The organism is Bradyrhizobium sp. SZCCHNS2022, from assembly GCF_032377575.1.
GTDB classification, from domain to species: domain Bacteria; phylum Pseudomonadota; class Alphaproteobacteria; order Rhizobiales; family Xanthobacteraceae; genus Bradyrhizobium; species Bradyrhizobium aeschynomenes.
Genome location: NZ_JAUHHZ010000001.1, coordinates 3,869,860 through 3,895,430, shown reverse-complemented (window position 1 = coordinate 3,895,430; position 25,571 = coordinate 3,869,860). Strand labels below are relative to the sequence as shown.

The window sequence follows — 25,571 nt, the reverse complement described above, 5'->3', positions numbered from 1 at the left end:
ATGGATTCCGGGCTCGCCGCTTGCGCGTCGCCCCGGAATGACGATGGGGAAGCAGGTCGCATATGATCGGCAGATCGGTGGATAATGCAACGACCGCGATCGTGTGCGAATCCGGACAGAGCGCCTTGCGGGCTCTGTCCGTTTTTCGACATCAATGCCGATGCGCGCTGCGCGACGCAGTGGTCTCGATCAGCACGGCGACCTTGGCCGCGATCGACAGCCACGCCTGATGCGCGTCGATCTTGTGGCCCAGTTTGAAACTGTCAGCCATGCGGGTCGCAAAGGCCGGCCCGTCGCTGCCGTGTTGTTCCGCCATGATCCACGCGGTCTGCCAGAGATCCGTTTCGGTGGTCACGGCCGCTACAGATCCAGCACCAGCCGGTCGCCCTTGCCGCGCGACACGCAGGGCAGGAAGTAGCCCTCGGCACGCTGGGCCGCCGACAGCCGCTTGTCGCGATGATCGATCTCGCCCTCGACGACCCTTGTCTTGCAGGTGCCGCACATCCCCTGCTCGCAGGAGGTCGCGATCTTAACGCCGTTCTCCTCGAGGAACGCCGTGACGGTCTTGTCGCCCGGGATCTTGAACGTCGCGCCGGTGCTCTTGATGGTGACGTCGAACACCTTGTCGAGCAGCGCGGCAGCAGCCTTGGCGGTGAAGCGCTCGACATGGATGCGCTCCTCGGCAAAGCCCTTCTGCTTGGCCTGCGCGATGATCAAATCCATCCACCAGTCCACGCCGCAGATGAACAGCTGGGTGTCGTCGGGACGGTCGGCCAGCAGCTCGGCCGCCTTCAGCAGCTGATTATCCTCGGTCGCTTCCTTGTAGTATTTGGTATCGGCGGCAAACGCCGAGGCGTCGATCCGGCCGCGGAATGCGTCCGGCGACATCAGCGCGAACACGTAGTGCAGCTCGAACGGGATCGCCTTGGCCTTCAGCGTGTCGGCGATCGACAGGATCGGCGTCACGCCGATGCCGCGCGCCACCAGCAGCGCGCGCTTGGTGTCCTTCGGAATCTTGAAGCGGTTGCGTGGCCGGCTGACCTGCAGCCGGTCGCCCTCGTTGATGTCGAGATGCAGCGCCTTGGAGCCGCCGCGGCTGTTGGCATCCTTCCACACGCCGATGCAGTAGCGGTTGCGTTCGGCCGCGCTGTTGAGCAGCGAATATTGCCGCGTCAGTCCGTTCGGCAGGGTGACGTCGATATGGCTGCCCGGGGTGAACCCCGGCAGCGGCTGATCGTCGGCCGGAACGAGCTCGAACGAGGCCATGTTGTGCGCCTCGATCGCCTTCCTGGCTACGACGACGGTGTGCAGGCTGTCGGACATCTGACAACTCCATGGAGCAACCCGGCTGACAAGGAGACGATGCAAGGAGAAGGCCAATCGGCCGCGCCCGCCGAGTGCCACAGCTTTTCCGCTTGCGCTCCTAGCTGATGAGATGTATGTACGCCGCCCGTTTCAACTCCAGACGCGTTCAACGCGAGAGGCCACCAGCCATGTCAAGTCCACTGTGCGCGACACGATCCGTGCCGACGCTCGCAGTGCGTCCGGCTGATAGTCACTCTTTGATGTTGAACGACAATGGCCAAGTCATTGATCGCGCGCCGGCAGGAGGCCGAACGCGCACGGGTTGAAGCCTATGAGCTGACGCTGCGCCGTGTGGCGCGGCCGACGCGTCCGCCGCCGGACCTGCACAATGCGATCCGTGAGGCGGAACGTGGCTTCGCTGCAGACACCATCCGCGACCCTGCGAGCTGGAAGCCGAAGCTGAAGACGCGCGATCCCGCGCGTCTGCGGCTGGCGGCCGCACGGCATCTGTTCGCGCGCTATCCGGTCGCTCCGCACCTGGAGCAGGTCTGGATCGACGCGACCGGGCTCGACCGCGCCGAGACGGAGTTGCGCAAGCGCTGGTACGTCGCGGCCGCCGGCGGCGGCTCACTGTACAAGGCGGGCGCGTCGGCGTTGTTGTCGCGCAAGGAGGTTCACGCCTTCCTCAACCCGCTCGGCACGGTCGGCTTCGACGAGGCGATCTGGCAGGCGATCGCGCGCTCCACCACCGATGATCCGGCCCTGGTGTCGCGGATCACGCGGTCCAGGATCGCGCGGACGCCGCGCGGCGAGCTCGCCTTCTGGCGCGAGGCGGCGCAGTTCTTCTGCGCGCAGCCGACGACGGTCGAAGAGATCGACGATCTCTGCGACTACATCGCCGATCGCCGCCGGCGCGAGCGCAAGTTCAGCCTGAAGGGGCGCTCGCTCGCGGCGTTGCGTCGTCTGATGCAGGCCTGGCATCGCGACCTCGCGGTGGTCGCACGCATCGAGGCGGCGCGGCGCCGCGCGGAGCTGGCGCGTCATCGCTCGGCCGGAGAGGCGGATCTCACCGTGCATTGGCCGGGCGCCCGGCTGGCGGACTGGTCGTGGAGCCCGTCAGCCAAGGCATCCGCCAAGCGTGACGAGTATGTGATCACGCAGCTGCGCACGGCGGAGTCGTTGGTCGCGGAGTCCCGCGCCATGCGGCACTGCGTCTCGAGCTACGCGGCGAAGTGCATCGCCGGCTTCGCCTCGATCTGGTCGCTGCGTTACCGCCGTCCCGGCAACGTCGATCGGCTGCTGACGATCGAGCTCGACCGGCAGCACCGCGCGGTGCAGGTGCGCGGCTTCGCCAACCGCCCGGCGCATCCGGACGAGCGCAAGGTGCTGGAGCGCTGGGCCAAGGCGCGCGGCATCATCCTGCTCGAGACATGACCTGCGCCGCTCCTCGTGGGCGGCGCAGGCCGTGCGTGTCTCAATGCGCGTCGATCGCGTCGGCCTTGGCGCCGCCGGCGACCGAATAGCGCATCGGCACCTTGCGCGTCTTGAGGAAGGCCTCCAGGGTCTCGCCGCGAAAGGCGGCATAGACTTCCGGGTTGGAGACGCCGATCACGGCGGCCATCTTCTCCAGCACGAAGAAGCTCACGCCACGCCTGATCATCTCGATCCATTTGCGGTTCCTGATCAGCTCGCGCTCCTCTGCCGTCAGCTCATATTCGTCTGCGAGCGCATCGAATTCCTCGACGAATCTCTTGCGGTGCGCGGGGATGACGAGGCGGTGCAGGAAGTCGTTGATACGGAAATTGGCCTGGCTGCGGCCATGCGTGAACGGATAGGTGCCCGCCAGCGTCTCGGCGCCCTGCAGCTCGTGGCCGACATGCGCGCGATAGGCCGCGATCGCCTGCGGATCAGGCGCATCGCCGAGATCCTCGAACACCAGCGTGGCGATGTTGGTGACCGACGGCGCATAGGTCTGCTTGTGCACGAGCCTGACCTGGTCGGACAGCGCGCCGCGCATGATCAGCCACATGATCACCTCGGCGCCTTCCATGCCGCCCTTGATCGCGTAGTCGGCGATCCGCATCGCGGTCAGCTTCGCCGGATCCTTCTCCAGCAGATCGAGGAATTCGCGGTCCCAGTCTTCGTTGAGGAAACCGGCGCGCTCGCCATGCACCTGGTGCGACAGCCCGCCGGTGGCGAAGATCGCGACGTTGAGATCCTCCGGATAGCTCTCGATCGCCTTGCGCAACGTCCTGCCCAGCTTCCACATGCGCTTCGCGTTGGGGATCGGCAGCTGCAGCACGCCGACCTGCAGCGGGACCACGCTGCCCGGCCACGGGCCGCTCGCGTCGCCCATCATCGACAGCGGCGAGAGCAGGCCGTGATCGACCGGCTTGCCCTGGAAGAACGACATGTCGAACTCATCGGCCACCATCGCCATGGCGATGTGCTGCGACAGGCCGAGATGACCCTTGGCGGGCGGCACGTCACGCGGCCCGCCGCCTTCGTCGGCCGCGACGTAGCGATCGTCGATGCCGAGCGCGAAGGCCGAATAGTGGTCGAAGAAGAACGAGGTGATGTGGTCGTTGTAGATCATCAACAGGACGTCGATGTCCTTGCGCTTGACCCAGTCGCGCACGGCGTCGAAACCGTCGAAGATCGGCTTCCACGCCGGATCGTTCTGCTTGTGGGTGTCGAGCGCGAAGCCGATCGTTGGCGAGTGCGACGCGCCGATGCCGCCGATGATCCGGGCCATGTGTCCCTCCTCGAATGCGGGCCGCATCAGGCAATGACGCGCGGCCGCGCCTCGAGGGACCTTACGAAGTTTCCCCTGTTAGACAACAATGCTAGTGTGCACGGATCGTTTCTCCCAATGAACGAGCGGGCGCGAGATGAAGTGGCGGATCGAGGACATTCCGGTATTCCATGCCGTGGTGGCGACCGGAGGCATGACCGGCGCCGCGCGCTCTCTCGGCATGCCGAAATCCTCGGTCAGCAAATCGGTCGCACGGCTCGAGCAGGACCTCGGGATCCGCCTGTTCGACCGCAACTCGCGGCGCGTTCGCGTCACCCGCGAGGGCGAGCTGTTCTTCCAGCAATGTCAGAAGATCCTCGACCAGGTCTCGGAAGCCGATGCCGTCATGACCGGGCTGGTCGGCGTGCCCGGCGGCCGGCTGTCGGTGGCGCTGCCGCCGGCCTTCTGCGAGGAGATCCTGGCGCCCAAGCTCGCCGAATTCCACCGCCGCTATCCGCGCATCGAGCTCGATGTCGAAGCGACCACGCGCGCCATCGACATGCTGGCCGACCGCTTCGATATTGCCGTCGTCGTCGGCGTGCAGGAGGATTCCGAGCTGGCGCAGAAGGTGCTCATCGGCGGCCGCCTGATCTGGGTGACGAGCCCGGCCTATCTCGCGGCCAACGTCATCGGCGAGGACGTCCGCGCGCTCGAAAGCCATCTGATGATCTGCGAGCGCCGCTACGGCGATCGCACCCTGACCATCAAGCAGCATGGTCATCTCGTCCGTTTCGATGTCGGGGCGCATGTCGCCCGGATCAACAATCCGCTGGCGGTGCGCCGGGCGGTGGCGCACGGCGCCGGCATTTCCTTTCTGCCGGAGCATTATTGCATCGAGCTGATCGCCGAAGGCCGGCTGGTCGAGATCGGCAGGGAGGTCGTGTTCGACACCCGCGCCGCGCAGCTCACCGCGATCTTCCCGAGCCGCAAGCTGATCTCCTCGCGCGCCCGCGCCTTCCTCGATTTTCTCGAGGAGATCTGCGCCGAGCCCCGCACGCCCTGATCAATCAAACAACAGTAGTGCCGTCCGCCAGGCTCACGGGAGCCGGTGGAATGACGGCGGCAACGGCTCGCGCACCAGCTTGCTGAGATCGAGAGTTTCGCCGCTGTCGGCGATGTCCGAGAACAGCACCTCGATGAAGGGATACTGACGGTTGGATGTCGCGCCGCGCTGGTATTTCGTGCTCACGATCCGCTTCAGCGCTGCCAGATTCAGTTTGCCCAGCGCATTGTACTGGCCGCGGAACAGGCTTTGGCGTCCGCCTTTGTGCTCGATCGACTCGGCCCAGACGTCCATCACCTTCCGGCTGACGAAGGCCTCGACGCCTGTGGCGCCATCCTGGGCGACCAGGCGCAGTCCGTCCATCGTGTGCGGCTGTTCGTCGACGCGAAATTGGCTCAGCGACATCGGAGGTCCTCGTCTGTTGTCGTGCATCAGTGGTCTCATGGAGCGTTCAGAACGGCGATCGGCGCGTCGAGCGTGTAGGAGAAGCCCGTGGACGCATAGGTCAACTGCACCTTGCCCCCGATCTGTGTGCCGAGCGTCTCGATCAGCCGCGTCCCAAAGCTCCGGCTGGTGGGCTGTTGGACGGCCGGGCCGTGCTTTTCGCGCCAGGTGAAGTGCACCTGCCGCGTCTGTGGATCGACCGACCAGAGCAGATCGATGCGCCCCTCCGGCACCGAGAGCGCGCCGAACTTCAGGGCGTTGGTGCACAGCTCGTTGAGCGTCATCGCAATGGCGACGACGGCATCCGGGACCACCAGGATCTCGGATCCGGATATCGAAAATCGCGTCTCGTCGGGCGTATCGAAGGCCTTGATGGAGCTGCGGATCACCGTGCGGAGATCGGCGCTGGTCAATTTCGCCTGCAGCAGCAGGTCGTGCGCATGCCCGAGCGCCAACAGGCGGCCGGAGATGGCGTGCTGAGCGGCCTTGGCTTCCGGCAGGTTGCGAATGCTCTGGGAAACAATGGCGCCGACGATCGCGAGTGTGTTCTTGATGCGGTGGTGCAGTTCCTCGAGAATCAGCTTCTGCAGCCTGTCGACCGCTTCGCGCTCGCGTGCTTCGATCTCAGCCTTCTTGAATCTCGTCTTTGCATCGCTCTCGGCCTCCGCGAGCAGACGTTTCAGGCTGCGAATCTCGGCAGTGAGAAAGTCGCGGTCGGTGACGGCGCCGTGAGGAGGGGGCTCTGTCGTGAGATGGATTTCGAGCATGTGCCGATTGTCCTTGCATCGCAGGCCGCGGTCGGAGCTTGGGCGGTCGAGCGAGAGCAGACCGGCACCCGGCCGTCACTTCAGCGGCAGGCCGACCTTCCCGCTGAAATGCCTGAGAAGCTCGGCGGCGTTGGCGAGGATCTTGGCCGCCTTCATCGCCGCTCCGCGTTCGCTGCCAGGCTGCATTCGCTCGGCTCTCTCCAGCGCGTTCTCCGCCCTGAGGGTGAGCGTCGAGGCCAGCGACGAGGAATCGCGCTTCGTGGGCTCGGACGAGCTATCGGCCTGAGCCGGCGGCGGCTCGCTGCGGACGGTTACCATTGGACCAGCACCGCGGCAGCGATGAGCAGTCCAAAAGAGAGCGGCACGAGGAGAGGAGGAACCATCCGCTCCCGAATGCTGAATTTTGAGGTGTTGGAGATCGAGCTGTTCGACATGCGGTCCGCCTTCCTGATCGTGGCGGGAGCGCAACGCTCTCAGTCACCGATGGCAGCCGAGGGACGCGCGGTGATCTCCACGATGTGGTGCGTGCAGGTGCGATTAGCGAGGCCCCGCTGAAAACTATTTGTCGTCAGCTACATTGACCGGGTCGCATCCGGTTGCCGGCGCCGCAGCAGGACATCAATCAGCACGCCCCGCCGAAGGCACGTTGCGCGCATTCATCAGACCGGATGCCGGTCATGATGAGCCCGGCCGCGGCCTTGCGCGCTCCCTGGGTCAAGCCCGACGTTCACAAACAGCGTCGCCGCCACATGCGAATGTCGGGCTCGGGAAGTGCCTGCGGATCATCTGCCGTTCGGATCACGCGGATTGCGGCGGCAGCGATCGGAGGGTCGAACGCGTTCCGCTCAATAGCGGCCGATTCCCACGCTCACGCCGGGCGCACGGATGCCGACGCCGCCACGGTCGCGGTCCTCATAGCCACGCCGCTCGCCCCGGCCATAGCCGTAGGCGCCGCGGTCTTCGCGGATGATGACACGGCGTTCGCGGCGTTCGCGCCAGCAGCGGCCGTTCTCGTTGCAGACCATGCGAACCTGCTGGATGTTGCTCTCCGGGACGACCGAGACACCGGCCGTCATCGGGGCAGCGGAGGCCGCTGCAGCCATCAATGTGCCCGCGGCTGCCGCGAGAGTGAACGTAAGAGCCTTCGTGAACATGAGATGTCTCCGGGTGGGGGATTGCGTCATGGAGCCAATCGGCTCGTGATCGCATGGTTCCCTCGGCGGCGGCCTTTGTTTCGGCCCGAGGCTTTGTTTGGGCCCAAGGCTTTGGCGTCGAACGGTCGCGCGCGTCCCGTCACGCCCCGCGCTGCTGATGACTGTCGTAAGCAAGTGGTCTAAGACGCGGCTCTTTGAAACTGACGCATCAGGGGAGAGGACCGCGATGAATTTGCGCGAGCGGTGGGAAGCGCAGGCCGGCCAGTGGCTCGCCTGGGCAAGGGCGCCGGAGCACGACAGCTTCTGGCGTCATCACGGCGAGCAGTTCAGCCGCCTCCTGCCACCACCCGGAGAGCTCACGCTCGACATCGGGTGCGGCGAGGGCCGGTTGTCCCGGCAGCTCAAGTCCGGCGGGCACCGGGTCATCGGCCTCGACGCCTCGCCATCTCTGATCGCCGCGGCCAGACAGAGCGATCCCTCCATTGCCGTCATCCGCGCCGATGCGGCTTCGCTGCCGCTGGCGGATGCCTGCGCCGACCTCGCGATCGCGTTCATGTCGCTGCAGGACGTCGACGCCATGCCGGCGGCCGTCCGCGAAGCGGCGCGGGTGCTCCAGCCGGGCGGCCGGCTCTGCATGGCGATCGTCCATCCGCTCAATTCGGCCGGACGATTTGCGGGTCTGGCGGCGGACGCGCCGTTCGTCATCCAGGGAAGCTATCTGGACTGCTTCACCTACAGCGATCCGGTCGAGCGCGACGGTCTCAGCATGACCTTCCACAGCGCGCATCGGCCACTGCAGAGCTATTTTGCCGCACTGGAGCAGGCAGGCTTCCTGATCGAGGCCCTGCGCGAGCCGTCGACGCCCGAGGCGATCATCACGCGGGACAGCAGCCGGCGCTGGCTGCGCGTGCCGCTGTTCCTGCATCTGCGCTGCCTGCGCCCGTGAGCACGGAGCGCCGCGGCGCTCCGTGTCTCACCACGCACTCATCCCCGCCGCGCCGCCTCGATCGCGGCGACGTCGATCTTGTGCATCGTCATCATCGCGGCGAACACGCGCTTGGCCACCTCGCCGCCTTCGGCCATGGCGTTGGTCAGCACGTGCGGGGTGATCTGCCAGGAGAGTCCCCATTTGTCCTTGCACCAGCCGCAGGCACTTTCCTGGCCGCCATTGCCGACGATGGCATTCCAGTAGCGGTCGGTCTCGGCCTGGTCGTCCGTCGCGATCTGGAACGAGAAGGACTCGTTGTGGGTGAACATCGGGCCGCCATTGAGGCCGATGCAGGGGATGCCGCACACGGTGAATTCCACCGTCAGCACGTCGCCCGCCTTGCCGGAGGGGTAGTCGCCGGGCGCGCGGTGCACGGCGCTCACATGGCTGTCGGGAAAGACTTCGGCATAAAAGCGCGCGGCCGCCTCTGCGTCCTTGTCGTACCACAGACAGATCGTGTTCTTGTGCTTTGCCATTGTGAGTTCCCTTCAATTCCCGGTGCAGGCCGCGCATCGCGCGATGCGGGCCGTTGGGCTGTGCTCAGGCCAGCGCGTCGTCGATCTGGCTGATCCAAGGACGGTGCCGGGCTGCACCATCCGACACGCTCGGCCGGCGATTGGGAAAAATAAATTCTCGAGATCCCCGACCGAACGTCACCTTCGCGCGACCAAAGGTTGAGGCCGGCTCGAAACGCCCCCGGCGCGATCGTCGCCATCGGCCGATCAGCGTCGATCGGAGAGCCGGAAGTGTCGCGATGCAGCAATCGCCTGCAGCGGTCCCCCATGCTGGCGTCGGATGTGACTGTTTCGAAGACCGTTTCGCGTGTGACATTGTTTTCGGGAGTGTTTGCGATGCGCATCGTCTCCATTGTCCGCAAGGTTGCTCCACGTTGCTACCCCAACTACTTGAAGGCGTTCGAAACCGGCGACGAGCTGTTCGAACGGTTCAAGATCGACACGCCGCTGCGCATCGCGCATTTCCTCGCCCAGGCGCTGTACGAGACCGGGCGGGGCACCGTTCTGTTCGAAAGCCTCAAATACAAGACCGCGGCGCGGCTGCTGGAGATCTTCGGCGTCGGGCATCACAGTGCGGCGATCCGGCCCGACGAGGTCGATCAGTACCTCAACAATGATCGCGCCTTGGCCGAACGGGTCTACGGCCTGGGCAATCCGAAGAAGGCGAAGGAGCTCGGCAATACCAAGCCGGGAGACGGCTACAAATATCGCGGCGGCGGCCTGCTGCAGACCACGGGCGGGGCCAACTACGCCAGAATGGGCAAGCTCACCGGCGTCGATTTCTACGCCGATCCCGATCTGATCGTGTCTCCCGAGGCAGCGTTGCTGCCGGCGCTGCACGAATGGGACGAGGGCGGCCTCAACCGCTACGCCGACCAGAACGATATCCGCAAGATCACGCGCATCATCAATGGCGGCTACAACGGACTGAGCGGGCGAACCGATCTGTTCGAGACCATCTGGGCCATCGTCGGCAAGACCGGCGCCCTCGACGTGGCCTGGAAGGCGGCCGCAGCCTCCGACGAGACCCGCGAGCTTCAGGAGGCGCTGAACGATCTCGGAGCCACGCCGGCGCTGGTGGTGGACGGACGCTATGGCCCGGCCACGGCGCAGGCGGTCGAGTGGTTCCAGGCTCACGCCAAGATTCCGGTGGACGGCAATGCCGGCGTGGTGACGCAGGCGGCGCTCGGACTTCGCTTGAATGCGCGGCCGACGTCGGATCGCGCCGCCTAGAGCATGATCCGGAAAAGTGGAAACCGGTTTTCCGAAAAGATCATGCTCAAACAAAGAGATAAGATCATGATGCGTTTCCGCCGAAACGCATCATGATCTAGCGCGGCGCTGGGATCCGAGGGCCGAGCGAACGTCGTCGCATTTCTTTTCGTGGCCGCTGTCGCGTCTCGGCGCGACCGTGCGCAGCTTTCATGACGCAGTTTTCAGAGGCAGGAGGGATGTCGATGACCGACGGCGAGAAGATGCTGCAATTGGCGAAGACGCGCATCGGCGAGAAATACGTCAATGTATGCGTGCCGAAGAACAACAAGAACTGGCATGGTCCATGGGACTGCGCCGAGTTCATGTCGTGGCTGGTCTATCAGATCGGGGGATTTCTCTACGGCTGCGTCGATGACAAGGCCAATCCCGCGACGGTCGAGGCCTACACCGGCGCCTGGAAGACGGATTCGGAACGGCTTGGCAGACGCATTCCGTGGCAGCAGGCCGCGTCGACCGTCGGCGCCATCCTGCTTCGCTATCCGCCCGGTCCAGGCATGATGGGGCACATCGTGGTGTGCGACGGCAAGGGCGGCACCGTCGAGGCCATGGGCACGGCCTATGGCGTCCGCGCGGGCAAGGTCTCCGGCCGCCACTGGGATACGGGCGTCCTGCTGCCGAACTTCACCTATGGCGAAGCGGGAGAGGAGCTCGAGCTGGAGGAGCCGACCAAGCTCTATGCGATCGGCCGGCCCAACATGAAGGCCTCCGTCATCAAGGACATCCAGCGCGCCCTGCGCGATCTCGGCTTCAATCCGGGTCCGATCAATGGCGAGTACAACGATCTCACCGTGGCCGCCGTCGCGGCCTTCCAGGCGACCAAGGGCCTCATCGTCGATGGCCAGGTTGGTCCGCAGACCGCCAAGCGACTGAAGATCGAGCTGTAAGCACGCGACGACCGCGCGTGCGGCGCCTTGCACCCATCGGCTGGTCAGGACCGGGCGTCGCGCTCGGAACGTGTCGGGCGTCCCGTTCTCCCTGGAGCCGCAGCGCGCCCGGGTGATCTCGATCAGGAGGAGCCGTCGTGCACCGCCATCGGTGCGGGTCGGCTCCTCTGGTTCGTTGTCGCTCGCGCAACTTTTCTATTGCGTTTTTTCAGAAATCATGTTTTTCTCTGCGCAACCCGCCTCGTGCAGAGGGACGTACGCGTCGTCACGAACGTGGAGGTGGGCGGCGATGGACGTGACGGCCGTGCCAGACGAGCGCGAGCCGTTGCGGACGGCGAAGTCGTGTGGTCCTGGCCTCTCGACGCTGAGGTCAAGCTCGCGGTCGTTGCTGTGACGGCACGCGCGGGCGATGGGGGCAAGAGAGCCGATCCCCAGGGAGAGCACGAAGGACACCGTAAAACCATCGCGCGGGGAAGGCCGGGTCTGTCTGGCTGTACTCGTGGTGACTGCCGCCTGCTTTTCTTTCTGCAGGCGGGCCACGGGCCTCAGCCGAGGTCCGGCCTTCTCCGCGCCCTCTCGTGATCAGGAGGGACATGACGATGCATCACTCGGGCACCCCGTGCCGCGAGAAGGCGAGTGCTCGCCTGACAGCGGTGAAATGGAAACTGTGAGCCACGCTCTCCGCTGTCGTCCCGGCCTTGAGCCGGGACCCATAACCCCAGAAAGTTGTTTGAGGCACGCGAGTGGACAAATCTCACCCGGCCACATCCGGCGCGGCGTATGGATCCCGGCTCGAGGCCGGGACGACACTGAATTTGACGCGTGGTCCGGGCAGCTATGAGCAGCCGTGACTTTGCAGTACGTCCGCGATCCCGTATCCAGCAGCGACAACTTGCAGAGGAAACCGTCATGACCAAGACCGCCGCCGAGATCGAAGACGACCGCCAGATTCGTGAGCTGCTGCAGAACTGGGCGATCTGGCGCGATGCGGGCGATTGGGAGCGCTTTCGCACCGTGTGGCACCCGGACGGGCGGATGATGGCGACCTGGACGCAGGGCACCGGCGACGAGTTCATCGAGATCAGCAAGGCGGCCTGGGCGAAGGGCGTCAACATCCTGCACTTCCTCGGCGGCATCTCGGTCGATCTCGCAGGAGCCCGCGCGATTGCGCAGACCAAGATGACGATCTCGCAGCGCGCCGAGGTCGAGGGCGTCGCGTGCGACGTGCTCTGCACCGGCCGCTTCTACGACTTTCTCGAAAAGCGTGCGGGGAGATGGGGCATCGTGCTGCGCCAGCCGATCTACGAGAAGGACCGCATGGACCCGGTCACTCCAGGCGCGGTGCCGGCGCTCGATCGCGCGCTGCTGGAGCAGTTTCCGGTCGGCTATCGCCATCTTGCTTATTTGCAGACCCGCATCGGCTACACGGTCAAGCGCGACATGCCGGGATTGAAGGGACCGGAGGTCGAGGCGCTGTATGCGCGCGGCGCGGCATGGCTGGAGGGTGCTCCGCTGTGAGCATTGAACCGCTCATCACCTCGCCGCGACGGATGCGGTTCAGCCGGGGCCGTGGCGCCTGGGCGGCGGGTGGTGAAGGGGGCCTGCATGTCGAAGACGATGGTGACGGTGGCGTGTCTTGGTGTTCTTTCCTCCCGCCCTTCGTCATTCGCGCAAGCCCCATCGACTGCCGGCGCCGATACGGCGCCAGTCGAATGCACGATCAAGGACGCCGTCGAGGATGCCGCCTGCCGCACGCGTCTGAAGGGGCTGTTCGCGCGCAAGATCGATGAGTCTGATCCGCCGAAGCTCGAGTTCCGTTACAAGGCCAAGCAAAACGAAAACGGGAGGTGGCGGGGCGGGACGCCGATGACCGGCTGAGGCTGCGCGCCGAGGTGAGCACCGACAAAGGCGCTTACGACCAGGACGCCGAGTTGCTCCGCCGGGATGGCAACTGGACGCTCGTCCCTGGGACGCGGATGAGCAGGCCGAAATGATGGGTGTCCATCAGTTTTTCGACTGGGAACGGCCGAGGAGATGTTCCATGCTGGTATGCCAGATGGGGTGTGTATACCAAAATGAGCGCAAAACGGTAAATTAACGTGTGTTCTTGTCAGATACGGGCGCTCGCTGTATACAATGATCTGCAGAGAGTATACTAAAATACCAGCAGAGGACACGCCCATGGTCGCTTCCTTCCCCATGAATGCCTGGTACGCCGCCGCCTGGGACGCCGAGGTGAAGCAAGCGCTGCTGCCGCGGACGATCTGCGGCAAGCACGTCGTGATGTACCGCAAGGCGGATGGCTCCATCGCCGCGCTCGAGGATGCGTGCTGGCATCGGCTGGTGCCGCTGTCGAAGGGCCGGCTCGAAGGCGATACCGTCGTCTGCGGCTATCACGGACTGAAGTTCAGCCCGCAGGGGCGCTGCACCTTCATGCCGTCGCAGGAGACGATCAATCCTTCGGCCTGCGTGCGCGCCTATCCGGCCGTCGAGCGCCATCGCTTCGTCTGGCTGTGGATGGGCGATCCGGCGCTCGCCGATCCCGCTGACATCCCCGACATGCATTGGAATCACGATCCGGCATGGGCCGGCGACGGCAAGACCATTCAGGTCAAATGCGACTATCGTCTGGTGGTCGACAACCTGATGGACCTGACGCACGAGACCTTCGTGCACGGCTCGTCGATCGGCAACGACGCCGTGGCGGAAGCGCCGTTCGACGTCACCCATGGCGAACGCACCGCGACCGTGACGCGCTGGATGCGCGGCATCGAGCCGCCGCCGTTCTGGGCCAAGCAGCTCGGCAAGCCCGGCCTGGTCGATCGCTGGCAGATCATCCGCTTCGAGGCGCCGTGCACGGTGACCATCGATGTTGGCGTCGCGCCGGCCGGGACGGGCGCGCCGGAGGGCGACCGCTCGCAGGGCGTCAACGGCATGGTGCTCAACACCATCACGCCGGAGACCGACAAGACATGTCACTATTTCTGGGCCTTCGCGCGCAACTACCAGCTCGCCGAGCAGCGCCTGACCACCGAGATCCGCGAAGGCGTGTCGGGCATCTTCCGAGAGGACGAGCTGATTCTTGAAGCGCAGCAGCGCGCGATGGACGAGAACCCGGGCCGCGTGTTCTACAATCTCAACATCGATGCAGGCGCAATGTGGGCGCGGCGGATCATCGACCGGATGATCGCACGTGAGACTCCATTGCGCGAAGCCGCGGAGTGAATGGAATGGCAGAGCGTGAGAACGAGCGCTCGATCTCGCAGACCGTCCGGGCGCAGCTCACGCTGCGCGACCTGATCCTGACCGGCGGCTTGCGGCCTGGCGAACGGATCTCGGAGCTGCAGGCGGTCGAAGCCGCCGGCGTTTCGCGCACGCCGGTGCGGATGGCCCTGGTTCGGCTGGAGGAGGAGGGGCTGCTCGAGGCCATTCCATCCGGCGGCTTCATGGTCAAATCGTTCTCCGAGCGTGACGTCCTCGATTCGATCGAGGTCCGCGGCACGATGGAAGGCCTCGCCGCGCGGCTGGCCGCCGAGCGCGGCGTGTCCGTGCGCGACACCGAGCCGATGCGCGAGTGCCTCGCCCAGATCGACGAGCTGATCGCGCCGCAGGAGATCTCCTTCGATGCGTTCTCCGCCTATGTCGCGCTCAATGCGCGTTTTCATGCGCTGCTGGCCGAGCTGTCGCGCAGCCCTCCGGTGATCCGCCAGGTCGATCGTGCCAGCGCGCTGCCGTTCGCCTCGCCGAGCGGCTTCGTGATGGCGCAGTCGGCGTTGCCGGAAGCGCGTCACATCCTGGTGGTCGCGCAGGAGCATCATCGCATCGTCATCGACGCGATCGAGAATCGCGAGGGCGCGCGTGCCGAGGCCATCATGCGCGAGCACGCCCGTCTCGCCGCCCGCAATCTGCGGCTGGCGGTCAAGGCCCGCGGTCCGATGGATCTCGTGCCGGCCGCCGTTCTGATCAAGGCATCGAACCCGAGCTGACGGAGACGATCATGCGCTTCCAGGACAATTGGTCGCCGGCAACGCTGGTCTCGACGCGGGACCTCGCGGCCAGCATTCGCGAGTTCATCCTGCGGCCCGACGACTACGTCTGCGCACCCTATCCGGTCGGCAGCCACATCAAGGTCAGCGTCCTCGTCGGCGGCCAGCCGGATGTGCGCTCCTATTCGCTGGTCGGCGAGGCCGATCCGCGGGGCTACCGGATCGCGGTGCGCTTTGCCGAGGATTCCCGCGGCGGCTCGCGTTATCTGTGGTCGCTGCAGCAGGGCGCGCGGCGGGAGGTGACGAGCCCCACCTCGCTGCTCCAGGTCGACTGGCAGCGGCCGCATTATTGTCTCGTCGCCGGTGGCATCGGCATCACGCCGATGGTCGGCGCGGCGCAGGCGCTTGTCCGCAAGACGCCGAACGTGTCGCTGCACTACGCGGTGAGATCGCAGGCCGACGCCGCCTATGTCGAGGAGCTCTCTTCCTTGCTCGGCGACAGGCTTGCCGTCTATGCGGCCGACCAGTCGCAGCGGCTGGATCTGGCCAGCCTGTTTGCGGGCCTGCCGGCCGGCGCCGCGGTGCTGTTCTGCGGGCCGATGCGAATGCTGGATGCGGCACGCAGCGCCTGGGCGGCATGCGGCCGTCAGCCCGCCGATCTCAGCTACGAGACGTTCGGATCATCAGGGCGGCTGTCGACCGAGCCGTTCAAGGTTCGCCTGCGCGATAGCGGCGAGGAGATCGTCGTGCCGCGTGACCGCTCGATGCTGGATGTGCTGAACGCCGCCGGCCACGAGGTCATGGCGGATTGCCGGCGCGGCGAGTGCGGCGTCTGCGCCGTCGACGTGGTCGAGGTCGAGGGCGAGATCGATCATCGCGACGTGTTCTTCAGCGCCGAGCAGAAGCACGAGAGCCGCAAGCTGTGCGCCTGCGTCTCGCGCGCCCATGGCGTGGTGACGATCGATACGCTGGAGCGCGCCGACGCGCTGTGAGCTTTCGGCGGGCTATTTGTCGGTCAGGCTGACCGGCATTGCGGGCTGTGGCCGGGCGGTCTGCTTCCGGCCGGCCTGTTCCGCGGCAAGCGCCTCGCGCGCCGCCTTGAGGCGCGCATCGGTATCCTTGTCGGTGAGCAGCGCGTCGGTGAGATTCGCCTCGGCGACGTGGGCAGCCTCGGCAGCCGCCTTCGCCGCAGCGATGTTGGCGGGCGTGGGATTGGCCTTCGCCAGCGCGTCGGCCGCGTTGCGCTCGGCGACCGCCTTCTCGTTGGCCGCCAGCGCGGCGTCGAGATTGGCGTCGGCGATGGTCTCTGCGGCATCGGCGGCGGCGAACGCCGCGGCGGCAGGACTGGGCGGTGCAGGACGTGTCCTTGACGTCCGCTCGGGGACAGGCGGCGGCTTGCTCGCCGCCTGCGGAGCGGGCGTTGGCGGCTGCTGCACGGCAACGGGCGGCGGGCCGGGTTGCTGGATCGGAGGAGGCTGCAACGACGGCATCGTCGGCACGAGCTCGAGCGGCACCATGCGTGCGAACGAGCTGCGCGCGTCGCGCAGCAGCCCGCCCATGACGTCGTCAATCGGATCGGCGCTTGCAGTCCCGCTGCACGCCCAGCCGAGCAGGGCGATCGCACCGGCGACATGTCTCGACGTGATGCAGACGGCCATCGGAGCCTCCATTCCGACAAGATCGGCGCAGCCGACCCGGGGCATTCGTCGCCTGCCTTATTCCGGCAATGGGGTCGCAGGGTGGCGCCGCCGTGGACGGCGCTGCCCGACATGCGCCGCGTCTGCCACATTGGCGTCAGGCGAGCTCCTCGCGCACCCGCGCCGCCGCGGCGCTCATCGCCTTCAATTTACCGAAGGCGGTGGCACGCGGCAGATACTTCATGCCGCAGTCCGGCGCCACGACGAGCCGCTCCGGGGCCACGACCTTGAGTCCGTTGCGGATGCGCTCGGTGACCACCGCCACCGGCTCGACCTCGGGATCGCCAAGATCGAGCACGCCGAGCACGATGGTTTTGGCCGAGAGATCCTTGAGAACGCCAAGGTCGAGCCGCGGCTGCGCCGCCTCGATCGCGATCTGCGTTGCGCAGCAGTCGGCCAGCTCGGGCAGAAAGGCGTATCCGCTCGGCTTGCTCGAGCCCGGCACGATGGCGGCATAGCCGAAGCAGACATGAACGATGGTCGGCACCGTGATCTGATCCAGCGCGCGGTTGATCGCCTTCACGGCGTAGCGCCGCGCCGCCTGCGGGTTGTTGCGCACCCACGGCTCGTCGAGCTGGATGACGTCGGCACCAGCCCGCTGCAGATCGCGGGCCTCGGCATTGACGACTTCGGCAAAGGCCATCGCGAGCGCCTCGTCGTCGCGGTAGAAATCGTCCTGCGCCTGCTGGCTCAAAGTGAACGGTCCGGGCAGAGTGATCTTGGCGGCGCGGGCGGTGCTGCGGCGGAGAAACTCCATGTCGCGCAGCTCGACCGGATATTTCCGCCGGATTGGGCCGACAACGCGCGGCACCGGCGTCTTGATTCCGGAGGGCGAGATGATGATTGCGGGATTGTCGGCATCGATGCCGTCGAGCGCGGTGGCGAAGCGGTTGGAATAGCTCTCGCGGCGGATCTCGCCGTCCGACACGATGTCGATCCCGGCCTGCTCCATGTCATGGATCGCGACGATCGTGGCGTCGTCCTGCGCCTCGTCGAGCAGCGGCCGCTGAATCCGCCACATGCCCTGCAACCGAATGCGGGGAACGGATTTGGAGAGCATGGCGCGATCGACCAGCCAGTCCGGCTGCGGGTAGCTTCCGACCACGGTGGTCGGCAGGAGATGTCGAGGCATGGTCACCGCAATGGTCCTCCTAAGTCTCGTCGAGCGAGCATCGGGCCATGATGATGCAACCTAGCGTTTTGTTTGTCTTTGGATCGTCATGAAAATGGGTCGTATTTTCTGCAGTTTGACAGCTGGCGGCGGCTGCCGAGAGACCAGGCGGGGTGACGAATGCGACACGTCCTGACCCTCAATGCGGGCTCGTCCTCGATCAAGTTTGCATTGTTCGAGCAAGATGCCGAGCTGGTCGAAATTCTGCGCGGCCAGATCGAGGGACTGGGCAGCGCGGCGGCGAAGCTGACTGCGAAGTCGAATGACCGCATGGTCGTCGACGAACGGATCGATGCCGTCGACGCTGCCGATCATGAGGCGGCTCTCGGTCGCGTGCTCGACGTCTTGCAGCGCGCCGTCGGTCGTACCTCGGTCGACGCGGTCGGGCATCGCATCGTCCACGGCGGCCTTGCATTTGCCGGACCAGTCGTCATCGAGAACGATGTCCTGCAACGGCTGGAGACGCTCGCCCCGCTGGCGCCGCTGCATCAGCCTCATAATCTCTCCGCCGTGCGAGCCGCGCAGCGTGCATTTCCCGATGCGCTGCAGGTCGGTTGCTTCGACACCGCGTTCCATCGCGCCCACCCCTGGGTGAACGATACCTATGCGTTGCCGCGCGATTTCTACGATCAAGGCATCCGGCGTTACGGCTTTCACGGCCTGTCCTACGAGTACGTGGTGTCGCGGTTGAAGGAGATCGCGCCGCAGGACGAGAAGGGCCGGGTGGTCGTGATGCATCTCGGCAATGGCGCGTCGATGTGTGCCATCCGCGACGGACGGAGCATCGGCTCGTCGATGGGCTTCACCGCGCTGGACGGCCTGCCGATGGGCACGCGCTGCGGGCAGCTGGATCCGGGCGTCGTGCTCTACCTGCTTCAGGAGCAGCGGATGACGGCCGAGGCGGTCGCCGATCTGCTCTACCATCATTCGGGTCTCAAGGGCTTGTCCGGACTGTCTCAGGACATGCGCGAGCTGGAGACGGCCGGAACGCCCGAGGCGCTTCAGGCGATCGACTATTTCGTCGATCGCATCAGGCGCGAGCTTGGCGCAATGGCTGCGGTCCTCTCCGGCCTCGACACGATCGTGTTCTGTGGCGGCATCGGCGAGCACGCATGGCGGATCCGGGCACGCATCTGCCAGAACTTCGAATGGCTCGGGATCGAGCTGGCCGAGGGCAGGAATCGCGCGGGCGAAACCGTGATCTCCTCGGATCGCTCGCGCATCCGCGCGTTCGTGATCAACACCAATGAGGAGATGATGATGGCACGGCATGCGGCGGGGTTGCTCGCCGAGCGCCGCAGCGGCTGACGGGGCCGGCCTGACCTGCGGATTTGCCGCTTGCATGTCCTGGATTTTTGGTATCTCCAGGATGAAAGAACAAGAGAGCCGGGTGGGGAAGCGATGGAAGGCAGCGTGGCGTTGCGTGACGCGGACCTGGAGTTCGACTACGTCGTGGTCGGTGCCGGCTCGGCCGGCTGTGTTCTCGCCAACCGGCTCAGCAGCGATGGCAGGCACAAGGTGCTGCTGCTGGAAGCGGGTCCGAAGGATACCAATATCTGGATTCACGTCCCGCTCGGCTACGGCAAGCTGTTCAAGGAAAAGACCGTCAACTGGATGTACCAGACCGAGCCGGAGCCTGGGCTCGACGGTCGATCGGTGTTCCAGCCGCGCGGCAAGGTGCTCGGCGGCTCCAGCTCGATCAACGGCCTGCTCTATGTCCGCGGCCAGCACGAGGACTATGATCGCTGGCGGCAGCGCGGCAATGTCGGCTGGGGCTATGACGACGTGCTGCCCTATTTCAAGCGCGCGGAAAATCAATCGCGTGGCGGCGATGATTTTCACGGCGTCGGCGGCCCGCTGCCGGTCTCCGATTGGCGGCACGAGGATCCCTTGTCGGAGGCCTTCGTGAAGGCGGCGGTCGAAACCGGTCTGCCGTTCAATGCCGACTTCAACGGTGCGACCCAGGAGGGCGCGGGCTTCTTCCAGACCACGACAAGGCGCGGCCGCCGCGCCAGCAGCGCCGTCTCTTATCTCCGGCCGGCGCTCGGCCGCAGCAATCTCCATGTGGAGACGGACGCGTTGGCCCAGCGTATCCTGTTTGAAGGACGGAGGGCATGCGGCGTGACCTTCAGCCAGCGCGGCCGGCTGCGGACAGCACGCGCTCGCAAAGAGATCCTCGTGTCGAGCGGCGCCTATAATTCGCCGCAGCTGCTGCAACTGTCCGGTGTCGGCCCGGCCGAGCTGTTGCAGCAGCATGGCATCGACATCGTGATCGATGCGCCCGGCGTCGGGAGTGATCTGCAGGACCATCTGCAGGTGCGCATCGTCATGCGCTGCAGCCAGCGCATCACGCTGAACGACATCGTCAATCATCCCGTGCGCAAGATGCTGGCCGGTGCGCGCTACGCGGCCTTCCGCAAGGGGCCGCTGACGATCGCAGCCGGTACCGCCGGCGCCTTCTTCAAGACCGATCCGCGGCTCGCAAGCCCCGACATTCAGATCCACTTCATCCCGTTCTCGACCGACAAGATGGGCGAGAAGCTGCACACCTTCTCCGGCTTCACCGCCTCGGTCTGCCAGCTCCGGCCGGAAAGCCGGGGATCGCTGCGGATCAGGAGCGCCGACCCGGCGGTGCCGCCGGAAATCCGCATCAATTATCTCGCCAGCGAGACCGATCGCCGCGCCAATGTCGACGGCCTCCGAATCCTGCGGAAAATTCTGGCGGCTCCCGCCCTGAAGCCGTATGTCTCGGATGAAGCCTATCCGGGGTCCAAGATCGTGAGCGACGACGACATCCTGGCCTATTGCCGGCAGACCGGCAGCACGATCTATCATCCGACCTCGACCTGCCGGATGGGAACGGACGCGCTGGCCGTGGTCGATCAGCGCCTGCGCGTGCGCGGCGTCGACGGCCTGCGCGTCGTCGATGCCTCGATCATGCCGGACTTGGTTTCGGGCAACACCAATGCGCCGGTCATCATGATCGCGGAGAAGGCCTCCGACATGATCTTGCAGGACGCGCGCTGACGCAGGAATGAGTTCGTGACACGTTTCCGGATCGGCACCCGCAAGAGCACGATGGCCCTGGCGCAGACGGAGGAGATCGCGCGCCGGCTGCAGGCCGCCATTCCGTCGCTCGACATCGAGATCGTCAAGTTCGAGACGACCGGCGACTCCGACCAGACCAGCAAGCTCTTGACCCATGGCGGCAAGGGCGGCGCGTTCGTCGCCGAGATCCGGCGGGCGATGCTGGACGGCAAGCTGAACGCGGCGATGCACTCTCTGAAGGACATGCCCGGCAACGAGGAGACGCCGGGTCTAGTGATTGCGGCGCTGCTGTCGCGTGATCCGCCGGGTGACGTGCTGGTGCTGCGCAAAGGGCTGTCGCTGGAGGACTTTCGCAAGGATGGCGGCCGGGGCTTCAAGATCGGCACCAATGCTGTGCGCCGGGCGGCCTATGCGCGGCGGCTGTTTCCACATGCCGAGCTGATCCATTTCCGCGGCGCCGCTGACACCCGCATCCGCAAGCTCGACAATGGCGAGCTGCAGCGGCTGCCGGATGGCGGTGCGGTGGGACCGGCGGATGCGCTGATCATGGCGCGCTCCGGGCTTGAGCGGGTCGGCCTTGCCGACCGCGCCTCCTACGAATTTCCAGTCGCCGACATGCTGCCGGCCGCCGGGCAGGGCATCGTCGCGGTCGAATGCCCTGCGGCCGACTTCGAGACACGCCGCATCCTGGCGACCATTGACGATGCGGCGGCGCGGGCTTGCGCCGATGCCGAGCGCGAGGTGCTGTGGGTGCTGAACGGCCACTGCAACTCGCCGATCGCCGGCTTTTCGACCATCGACGGTGCGCAGATGACGCTGACCGCCTCGGTGCTCGACGAGGACGGCGGCCGCTTCATCGAGGCGCAGCGCAGCGGCCCCGCTGATCGTCCGCGCGAGCTCGGCCGTGCGGTCGGGCTCGAACTGCTCGGCAATGGCGCGGCTGAGCTGATCGAGCGCAGCCGGCCCCGTTAGTCGGTCATCCCTTGTAGGCGCGCACGCGCGCCAGCATCTGCTCGACATTTGCGATCGGCGTCTCCGGCGTGATGCCGTGGCCGAGATTGAAGATGTGGCGGCCGCTTGAATAGCTCGTCAGCACGTCGTCGACCGCTTGGTCGAGCGCCGCCCCACCGGTGATCAGCGCCAGTGGATCGAGATTACCCTGCACGGCGACCTTGCTCTGCACCCGCTCACGCACCAGGCCCGGCTCCGCGGTCCAGTCGATGCTGACGGCATCGACGCCGGTCTCGGCGACATAGCCCGGCAGCAGCGCGCCGGCGCCGCGCGGAAAGCCGATGATCTTGGCATCCGGCCTGAGCTTGCGCACGCCCTCGACGATGCGGCGGGTCGGTGCGACCGACCAGCGGGCGAACTCGCGGGGGGACAGCACGCCGGCCCAGGTGTCGAAGATCTGCAGCGCGTCGGCGCCGGCCTCGAGCTGCTTCAAGAGATAGGCGATCGAGCTGTCCACCAGCGCGTCGATGATTTTCTGGAAGGCATCGGGATGACGATAGGCGAGCAGCCGCGCCGGCGCCTGGTCGGGCGTGCCATGGCCGGCGACCATGTAGGTCGCGACCGTCCACGGTGCGCCGCAAAATCCGATCAGCGCGGTGCTTTGCGGCAGCTCCGCACGAACGCGGCGCAAGGCCTCGAACACCGCATCCAGCTTGGAAAGGTCGGCCAGCCCTGGCAGCGTCGCGATCTTCTCCGGCGTATCGAGCGGATCGAGCCGCGGTCCCTCGCCGACCTCGAAGCGGACGCTGCGGCCGAGAGCGTGCGGAATCACCAGAATGTCGGAGAAGATGATCGCCGCATCGAAGCCGAAGCGTCGGATCGGCTGCAGCGTGACCTCCGCCGCGAGCTCCGGGTTGAAGCAGAGGTCGAGGAAGCCGCCCGCCTTGGCACGGACCTCGCGATACTCCGGCAGATAGCGGCCGGCCTGCCGCATCATCCAGATCGGAGGTACGCTTTTGCGCTGACCGGCCAGCACGTCGATGAAAGGCTTGTTCACGGCAGTCTCACTCACGCTCGGGGCTCCGCAACCTCGGGGGAACAGCTTACCGTCCGTGATACATGGCCGGGCGGTTCCGGCCAAGCTCATATCGGTCCGCCAGCGCCGGGGTGCGGGGGCCACTGCGGCAGCTGGACGCCTTGGTGATTGGGGAACACGCGTTTCGCGGCCGCGTTGTCGTCCGACAGGGAGATCGATCATGGCCGAGAAATTCAACCCCGCTCCGCACGACAAGCACGCCGTCGATCCGCGCGAGGCCGTTCGCCTCGATCGCGAAGCCAAGACGCAGCTCGACAAGGGACTGATGGACACGTTCCCTGCATCCGATCCGGTCAGCCTGCAGCAGCCGTCGACGACGCGCATGAAGGACGACGTCGCCAATGGGCGCGAGCACCAGGAGCCCTCACTTTGGGACAAGGTGCGATCGGTGTTCGCGCGCTGAACTAACAAGCGCGACGGCGCCGAACTGCGCTTGTTGGATGCGAGAATTCCGTAATTGTACGGTGATTGCCGTAGTCTTACGGTTCGCTTCGAACGGCTTCGGATGGGGCGCATTTCAGAGTTAAATAAGATGTCCATGGGACTCTCCCGCCGTCCGGAGAGTCCCGCGGAATGGACGTTGTTGCGACCAGAGTCGATCGAAGCCGCCTGCCAGTGTGGGCGGCAGGCGTCCTCGCGCTCGTCTGCGGCGCCATTCTTGCCTTCAGTGTCTGGAGCGAATGGACCTCCCGGAACGCGGAGATGCGCAATGCGGAGATTGATCTCGGCAATCTTGCGCGCTCGCTGACCCAGCATGTCGAGGACACCGTCGAGCTTGCGGATTCGCTGCTGCGCGGCGTCGTCACCGCGCTCGAGACCGATGACGGCAAGCCGGGCGCGATCACTCGCCTGCAGACGATCCTGAAGTCGAGAAAACCGGGCCTCGGCCGCATCCGCGGCGTCTTCGCCTATGGCGAGAACGGCGACTGGCTCGCCACGACAGAGGACGTCACGCTCACCAACTACAACAATTCGGATCGCGACTACTTCGTTCATCACCGCACGTCGGCTGACCGCTCCCTGCTGATCGGCCGTCCGGTGCAGAGCAAGTCCGGCGGGCAATGGGTCATCACCCTGTCGCGGCGCTGGAATCACGCCGACGGCCGGTTCGGCGGCGTCGTGCTGGCGACCATCGACGTGGCCTATTTCGCTCAGTACTACCGACAGTTCGACGTCGGGCCGCACGGCACGATCAGTCTGATGAGCCGCGATGGTGCCGTGCTCGCGGACAATTCCGAGCCGGACCCGAAAAGTCTCGGTCGGCCGGTCGACGAGGCGATCCCCTATCATCCCGCATCTGGCATCTTGTCCTTCCGCCGCTCCGGCGAGATTTCCGGGCGCATCGGCTTCTATCAGCACGCGCAGCGTTACCCCTTCCTTGTTCTTGCCACGCGCTTGGAAGCCGAAGTGCTGACCTCGTGGAGACGCGAGGCCTTCGTCCGTCTCGCGGTGCTGGTCTCCCTGGTCGCGCTCGTGATCGCGATCGGCATTTTCCTGGTGAAGCAGCTGTTGCAGCGGCAGCAACTCGCTTCGGCGCTGGCCGCCAAGGAGGAGAACTTCCGGCTGCTTGCCGAAGGCTCCAGCGACATCGTGACGCGAATCGAGCTCGACGAGTGCATCGGCTACGTCTCGCCCTCCACCTCGCGCGTTCTCGGCTGGCATCCGTCGCAGCTCCTGGGCAAGCGCGCAATCTCGGGGGTCAACCCGCTCGATCGTCCGCAACTCCAGGAGATTCTCGATCAGCTCCGGAAGGGCGCCGCGGACGAGGCGCGCGCGACCTACCGGATGCGTCGGCGTGACAAATCGGAGATCTGGGTCGAGGCCACCATCCGTGCCACCCGCCGTCCTGATGGCGAGCTCGACGGCTTCGTCGCGGTGACCCGCGACGTGACGCAGCAGAAGACGCTGCAAGGCCGGCTGGAGACACTCGCGATCGAGGACGGCCTCACCGGGCTCGCCAACCGCCGCCGCTTCGACGAGCGGCTGTTGGAGGAATGGGGCAGGGCCTACCGCGAAAGGACTTCGCTGGCGTTGTTGATGATCGATATCGATCACTTCAAGGCCTACAACGACACCTATGGCCATCCGGCGGGGGACGAATGCCTGCACACCGTCGCCGGCATCCTGGCCGACGAGGCGCAGCGCAGCTCGGACCTCGTGGCCCGCTATGGCGGCGAGGAGTTCGCCATCCTGCTGCCGAACACCGATGCCACCGGATGCGCCCGACTCGGCGAGCGCATCCGGCGCGCCCTGCATACGGCCGGCCTCGTCCACGAGCACAACGTTGGGGGCGTCGTGACGGCCAGCCTCGGCGGCGCGGTCTGCCGTCCGGGTTTCGAGCGCTCCGCCGGCCCGGCCTCGCTGATCGAAGCCGCCGACCGCGCGCTCTACGCTGCCAAGGACGGCGGCCGTGACCGCATGGTCATGGCCGGCGAGGTCGTCGAGTTGCCGTCGAGCAGGGCCCCGGCGACCGTTCCGGCCTGAGATGCCGCT

At 66.0% G+C, this 25,571-nt stretch carries 27 protein-coding genes; 15 read left to right on the top strand and 12 right to left on the bottom strand.

What is annotated here, in order from left to right; genetic code table 11:
* Positions 1-151: 151 nt before the first annotated feature.
* On the bottom strand, positions 152-355 hold the full coding sequence (locus tag QXZ94_RS17505) for a hypothetical protein (protein WP_315721451.1): 204 nt from the start codon (positions 353-355) through the stop codon (positions 152-154).
* 5 nt (positions 356-360) lie between these two features.
* Positions 361-1,323, bottom strand: a complete 963-nt coding sequence (locus QXZ94_RS17500) for a PDR/VanB family oxidoreductase (RefSeq protein ID WP_315721450.1) — start codon at positions 1,321-1,323, stop codon at positions 361-363.
* A 255-nt stretch (positions 1,324-1,578) separates the two neighbouring features.
* On the opposite strand from QXZ94_RS17500, the gene QXZ94_RS17495 reads away from it, so the two are divergent.
* Positions 1,579-2,739 carry a PcfJ domain-containing protein gene (locus tag QXZ94_RS17495; RefSeq protein WP_315721449.1) on the top strand — a complete coding sequence of 387 codons (1,161 nt, stop codon included), beginning with the start codon at positions 1,579-1,581 and terminating at the stop codon, positions 2,737-2,739.
* Between the two features lie 40 nt (positions 2,740-2,779).
* On the opposite strand, the gene QXZ94_RS17490 is transcribed toward QXZ94_RS17495, so the two are convergent.
* The gene (locus QXZ94_RS17490; protein ID WP_315721448.1) at positions 2,780-4,060 is read right to left on the bottom strand and encodes a gallate dioxygenase; all 1,281 of its coding nucleotides are present in this window, start codon (positions 4,058-4,060) and stop codon (positions 2,780-2,782) included.
* Positions 4,061-4,196: 136 nt separating this feature from the next.
* On the opposite strand from QXZ94_RS17490, the gene QXZ94_RS17485 reads away from it, so the two are divergent.
* The gene (locus QXZ94_RS17485) at positions 4,197-5,102 is read left to right on the top strand and encodes a LysR family transcriptional regulator (RefSeq protein WP_315721447.1); all 906 of its coding nucleotides are present in this window, start codon (positions 4,197-4,199) and stop codon (positions 5,100-5,102) included.
* 33 nt (positions 5,103-5,135) lie between these two features.
* Here QXZ94_RS17485 and QXZ94_RS17480 read toward each other — a convergent pair whose 3' ends face one another.
* The 4 genes from QXZ94_RS17480 to QXZ94_RS17465 all read right to left on the bottom strand — a co-directional run bounded on the left by QXZ94_RS17480 (position 5,136) and on the right by QXZ94_RS17465 (position 7,467).
* Positions 5,136-5,507: a signal transduction histidine kinase gene (locus QXZ94_RS17480; protein ID WP_315721446.1), complete on the bottom strand. Its 372-nt coding sequence runs from the start codon at positions 5,505-5,507 to the stop codon at positions 5,136-5,138.
* A gap of 35 nt (positions 5,508-5,542) precedes the next feature.
* Entirely contained in the window at positions 5,543-6,313 is a 771-nt protein-coding gene (locus QXZ94_RS17475; RefSeq protein WP_315721445.1) for a sensor histidine kinase, read from the bottom strand.
* Positions 6,314-6,388: 75 nt separating this feature from the next.
* Positions 6,389-6,631: a hypothetical protein gene (locus QXZ94_RS17470; protein ID WP_315721444.1), complete on the bottom strand. Its 243-nt coding sequence runs from the start codon at positions 6,629-6,631 to the stop codon at positions 6,389-6,391.
* A gap of 527 nt (positions 6,632-7,158) precedes the next feature.
* Positions 7,159-7,467: a hypothetical protein gene (locus tag QXZ94_RS17465; protein WP_315721443.1), complete on the bottom strand. Its 309-nt coding sequence runs from the start codon at positions 7,465-7,467 to the stop codon at positions 7,159-7,161.
* A gap of 226 nt (positions 7,468-7,693) precedes the next feature.
* On the opposite strand from QXZ94_RS17465, the gene QXZ94_RS17460 reads away from it, so the two are divergent.
* On the top strand, positions 7,694-8,413 hold the full coding sequence (locus QXZ94_RS17460; protein WP_315721442.1) for a class I SAM-dependent methyltransferase: 720 nt from the start codon (positions 7,694-7,696) through the stop codon (positions 8,411-8,413).
* A gap of 38 nt (positions 8,414-8,451) precedes the next feature.
* On the opposite strand, the gene QXZ94_RS17455 is transcribed toward QXZ94_RS17460, so the two are convergent.
* Positions 8,452-8,931, bottom strand: a complete 480-nt coding sequence (locus QXZ94_RS17455) for a VOC family protein (protein ID WP_172114082.1) — start codon at positions 8,929-8,931, stop codon at positions 8,452-8,454.
* Between the two features lie 375 nt (positions 8,932-9,306).
* Here QXZ94_RS17455 and QXZ94_RS17450 point away from each other — a divergent pair, with 375 nt between their 5' ends.
* Positions 9,307-10,203, top strand: coding sequence for a peptidoglycan-binding protein (locus QXZ94_RS17450; protein ID WP_315721441.1), 897 nt, complete (start codon positions 9,307-9,309; stop codon positions 10,201-10,203).
* A gap of 224 nt (positions 10,204-10,427) precedes the next feature.
* Complete coding sequence (locus QXZ94_RS17445; RefSeq protein ID WP_315721440.1) at positions 10,428-11,129, top strand: peptidoglycan-binding domain-containing protein; 702 nt, start codon at positions 10,428-10,430, stop codon at positions 11,127-11,129.
* A gap of 195 nt (positions 11,130-11,324) precedes the next feature.
* Here the strand turns inward: QXZ94_RS17445 and QXZ94_RS17440 are convergent, their stop codons facing one another.
* Positions 11,325-11,669 (bottom strand): hypothetical protein, encoded by a 345-nt coding sequence (locus QXZ94_RS17440; protein ID WP_315721439.1) that lies wholly within the window; start codon positions 11,667-11,669, stop codon positions 11,325-11,327.
* 369 nt (positions 11,670-12,038) lie between these two features.
* On the opposite strand from QXZ94_RS17440, the gene QXZ94_RS17435 reads away from it, so the two are divergent.
* The 5 genes from QXZ94_RS17435 (at position 12,039) to QXZ94_RS17415 (ending at position 16,107) form a co-directional block, all read left to right on the top strand.
* On the top strand, positions 12,039-12,647 hold the full coding sequence (locus QXZ94_RS17435) for a nuclear transport factor 2 family protein (RefSeq protein WP_315721438.1): 609 nt from the start codon (positions 12,039-12,041) through the stop codon (positions 12,645-12,647).
* 87 nt (positions 12,648-12,734) lie between these two features.
* Positions 12,735-13,007: a hypothetical protein gene (locus QXZ94_RS17430; protein ID WP_315721437.1), complete on the top strand. Its 273-nt coding sequence runs from the start codon at positions 12,735-12,737 to the stop codon at positions 13,005-13,007.
* A 303-nt stretch (positions 13,008-13,310) separates the two neighbouring features.
* Positions 13,311-14,354 (top strand): aromatic ring-hydroxylating dioxygenase subunit alpha, encoded by a 1,044-nt coding sequence (locus tag QXZ94_RS17425; RefSeq protein ID WP_315721436.1) that lies wholly within the window; start codon positions 13,311-13,313, stop codon positions 14,352-14,354.
* Between the two features lie 5 nt (positions 14,355-14,359).
* Positions 14,360-15,115: a GntR family transcriptional regulator gene (locus QXZ94_RS17420; protein WP_315721435.1), complete on the top strand. Its 756-nt coding sequence runs from the start codon at positions 14,360-14,362 to the stop codon at positions 15,113-15,115.
* A gap of 11 nt (positions 15,116-15,126) precedes the next feature.
* Positions 15,127-16,107: a PDR/VanB family oxidoreductase gene (locus QXZ94_RS17415; RefSeq protein WP_315721434.1), complete on the top strand. Its 981-nt coding sequence runs from the start codon at positions 15,127-15,129 to the stop codon at positions 16,105-16,107.
* A 12-nt stretch (positions 16,108-16,119) separates the two neighbouring features.
* Here QXZ94_RS17415 and QXZ94_RS17410 read toward each other — a convergent pair whose 3' ends face one another.
* Entirely contained in the window at positions 16,120-16,773 is a 654-nt protein-coding gene (locus QXZ94_RS17410) for a hypothetical protein (RefSeq protein WP_315721433.1), read from the bottom strand.
* A gap of 136 nt (positions 16,774-16,909) precedes the next feature.
* Complete coding sequence (locus QXZ94_RS17405; RefSeq protein WP_315726333.1) at positions 16,910-17,944, bottom strand: cobalamin-independent methionine synthase II family protein; 1,035 nt, start codon at positions 17,942-17,944, stop codon at positions 16,910-16,912.
* 159 nt (positions 17,945-18,103) lie between these two features.
* Between QXZ94_RS17405 and QXZ94_RS17400 the strand changes: the two genes are divergently transcribed.
* The 3 genes from QXZ94_RS17400 to hemC all read left to right on the top strand — a co-directional run bounded on the left by QXZ94_RS17400 (position 18,104) and on the right by hemC (position 22,003).
* Positions 18,104-19,291: an acetate/propionate family kinase gene (locus QXZ94_RS17400; RefSeq protein WP_315721432.1), complete on the top strand. Its 1,188-nt coding sequence runs from the start codon at positions 18,104-18,106 to the stop codon at positions 19,289-19,291.
* 93 nt (positions 19,292-19,384) lie between these two features.
* On the top strand, positions 19,385-21,010 hold the full coding sequence (locus QXZ94_RS17395; RefSeq protein WP_315721431.1) for a choline dehydrogenase: 1,626 nt from the start codon (positions 19,385-19,387) through the stop codon (positions 21,008-21,010).
* Between the two features lie 15 nt (positions 21,011-21,025).
* A complete protein-coding gene (gene hemC / locus QXZ94_RS17390; protein ID WP_315721430.1) occupies positions 21,026-22,003 on the top strand; it encodes a hydroxymethylbilane synthase in 978 nt (325 codons plus the stop codon).
* Positions 22,004-22,007: 4 nt separating this feature from the next.
* Here the strand turns inward: hemC and hemE are convergent, their stop codons facing one another.
* Entirely contained in the window at positions 22,008-23,039 is a 1,032-nt protein-coding gene (gene hemE, locus QXZ94_RS17385; protein WP_409998796.1) for a uroporphyrinogen decarboxylase, read from the bottom strand.
* A gap of 199 nt (positions 23,040-23,238) precedes the next feature.
* On the opposite strand from hemE, the gene QXZ94_RS17380 reads away from it, so the two are divergent.
* Positions 23,239-23,481, top strand: coding sequence for a hypothetical protein (locus tag QXZ94_RS17380; RefSeq protein ID WP_315721428.1), 243 nt, complete (start codon positions 23,239-23,241; stop codon positions 23,479-23,481).
* Between the two features lie 170 nt (positions 23,482-23,651).
* Positions 23,652-25,562 carry a diguanylate cyclase gene (locus tag QXZ94_RS17375; RefSeq protein WP_315721427.1) on the top strand — a complete coding sequence of 637 codons (1,911 nt, stop codon included), beginning with the start codon at positions 23,652-23,654 and terminating at the stop codon, positions 25,560-25,562.
* Positions 25,563-25,571: the final 9 nt, after the last annotated feature.

What these genes read in the sequence shown, in the direction of transcription:
- QXZ94_RS17500 (WP_315721450.1), bottom strand. Translation starts at nt 1,323, where the DNA reads ATGTCCGACAGCCTGCACACCGTCGTCGTAGCCAGGAAGGCGATCGAG.
- QXZ94_RS17495 (WP_315721449.1), top strand. Translation starts at nt 1,579, where the DNA reads ATGGCCAAGTCATTGATCGCGCGCCGGCAGGAGGCCGAACGCGCACGG.
- QXZ94_RS17490 (WP_315721448.1), bottom strand. Translation starts at nt 4,060, where the DNA reads ATGGCCCGGATCATCGGCGGCATCGGCGCGTCGCACTCGCCAACGATC.
- QXZ94_RS17485 (WP_315721447.1), top strand. Translation starts at nt 4,197, where the DNA reads ATGAAGTGGCGGATCGAGGACATTCCGGTATTCCATGCCGTGGTGGCG.
- QXZ94_RS17480 (WP_315721446.1), bottom strand. Translation starts at nt 5,507, where the DNA reads ATGTCGCTGAGCCAATTTCGCGTCGACGAACAGCCGCACACGATGGAC.
- QXZ94_RS17475 (WP_315721445.1), bottom strand. Translation starts at nt 6,313, where the DNA reads ATGCTCGAAATCCATCTCACGACAGAGCCCCCTCCTCACGGCGCCGTC.
- QXZ94_RS17470 (WP_315721444.1), bottom strand. Translation starts at nt 6,631, where the DNA reads ATGGTAACCGTCCGCAGCGAGCCGCCGCCGGCTCAGGCCGATAGCTCG.
- QXZ94_RS17465 (WP_315721443.1), bottom strand. Translation starts at nt 7,467, where the DNA reads ATGTTCACGAAGGCTCTTACGTTCACTCTCGCGGCAGCCGCGGGCACA.
- QXZ94_RS17460 (WP_315721442.1), top strand. Translation starts at nt 7,694, where the DNA reads ATGAATTTGCGCGAGCGGTGGGAAGCGCAGGCCGGCCAGTGGCTCGCC.
- QXZ94_RS17455 (WP_172114082.1), bottom strand. Translation starts at nt 8,931, where the DNA reads ATGGCAAAGCACAAGAACACGATCTGTCTGTGGTACGACAAGGACGCA.
- QXZ94_RS17450 (WP_315721441.1), top strand. Translation starts at nt 9,307, where the DNA reads ATGCGCATCGTCTCCATTGTCCGCAAGGTTGCTCCACGTTGCTACCCC.
- QXZ94_RS17445 (WP_315721440.1), top strand. Translation starts at nt 10,428, where the DNA reads ATGACCGACGGCGAGAAGATGCTGCAATTGGCGAAGACGCGCATCGGC.
- QXZ94_RS17435 (WP_315721438.1), top strand. Translation starts at nt 12,039, where the DNA reads ATGACCAAGACCGCCGCCGAGATCGAAGACGACCGCCAGATTCGTGAG.
- QXZ94_RS17430 (WP_315721437.1), top strand. Translation starts at nt 12,735, where the DNA reads ATGTCGAAGACGATGGTGACGGTGGCGTGTCTTGGTGTTCTTTCCTCC.
- QXZ94_RS17425 (WP_315721436.1), top strand. Translation starts at nt 13,311, where the DNA reads ATGGTCGCTTCCTTCCCCATGAATGCCTGGTACGCCGCCGCCTGGGAC.
- QXZ94_RS17420 (WP_315721435.1), top strand. Translation starts at nt 14,360, where the DNA reads ATGGCAGAGCGTGAGAACGAGCGCTCGATCTCGCAGACCGTCCGGGCG.
- QXZ94_RS17415 (WP_315721434.1), top strand. Translation starts at nt 15,127, where the DNA reads ATGCGCTTCCAGGACAATTGGTCGCCGGCAACGCTGGTCTCGACGCGG.
- QXZ94_RS17410 (WP_315721433.1), bottom strand. Translation starts at nt 16,773, where the DNA reads ATGGCCGTCTGCATCACGTCGAGACATGTCGCCGGTGCGATCGCCCTG.
- QXZ94_RS17405 (WP_315726333.1), bottom strand. Translation starts at nt 17,944, where the DNA reads ATGCCTCGACATCTCCTGCCGACCACCGTGGTCGGAAGCTACCCGCAG.
- QXZ94_RS17400 (WP_315721432.1), top strand. Translation starts at nt 18,104, where the DNA reads ATGCGACACGTCCTGACCCTCAATGCGGGCTCGTCCTCGATCAAGTTT.
- QXZ94_RS17395 (WP_315721431.1), top strand. Translation starts at nt 19,385, where the DNA reads ATGGAAGGCAGCGTGGCGTTGCGTGACGCGGACCTGGAGTTCGACTAC.
- QXZ94_RS17380 (WP_315721428.1), top strand. Translation starts at nt 23,239, where the DNA reads ATGGCCGAGAAATTCAACCCCGCTCCGCACGACAAGCACGCCGTCGAT.
- QXZ94_RS17375 (WP_315721427.1), top strand. Translation starts at nt 23,652, where the DNA reads ATGGACGTTGTTGCGACCAGAGTCGATCGAAGCCGCCTGCCAGTGTGG.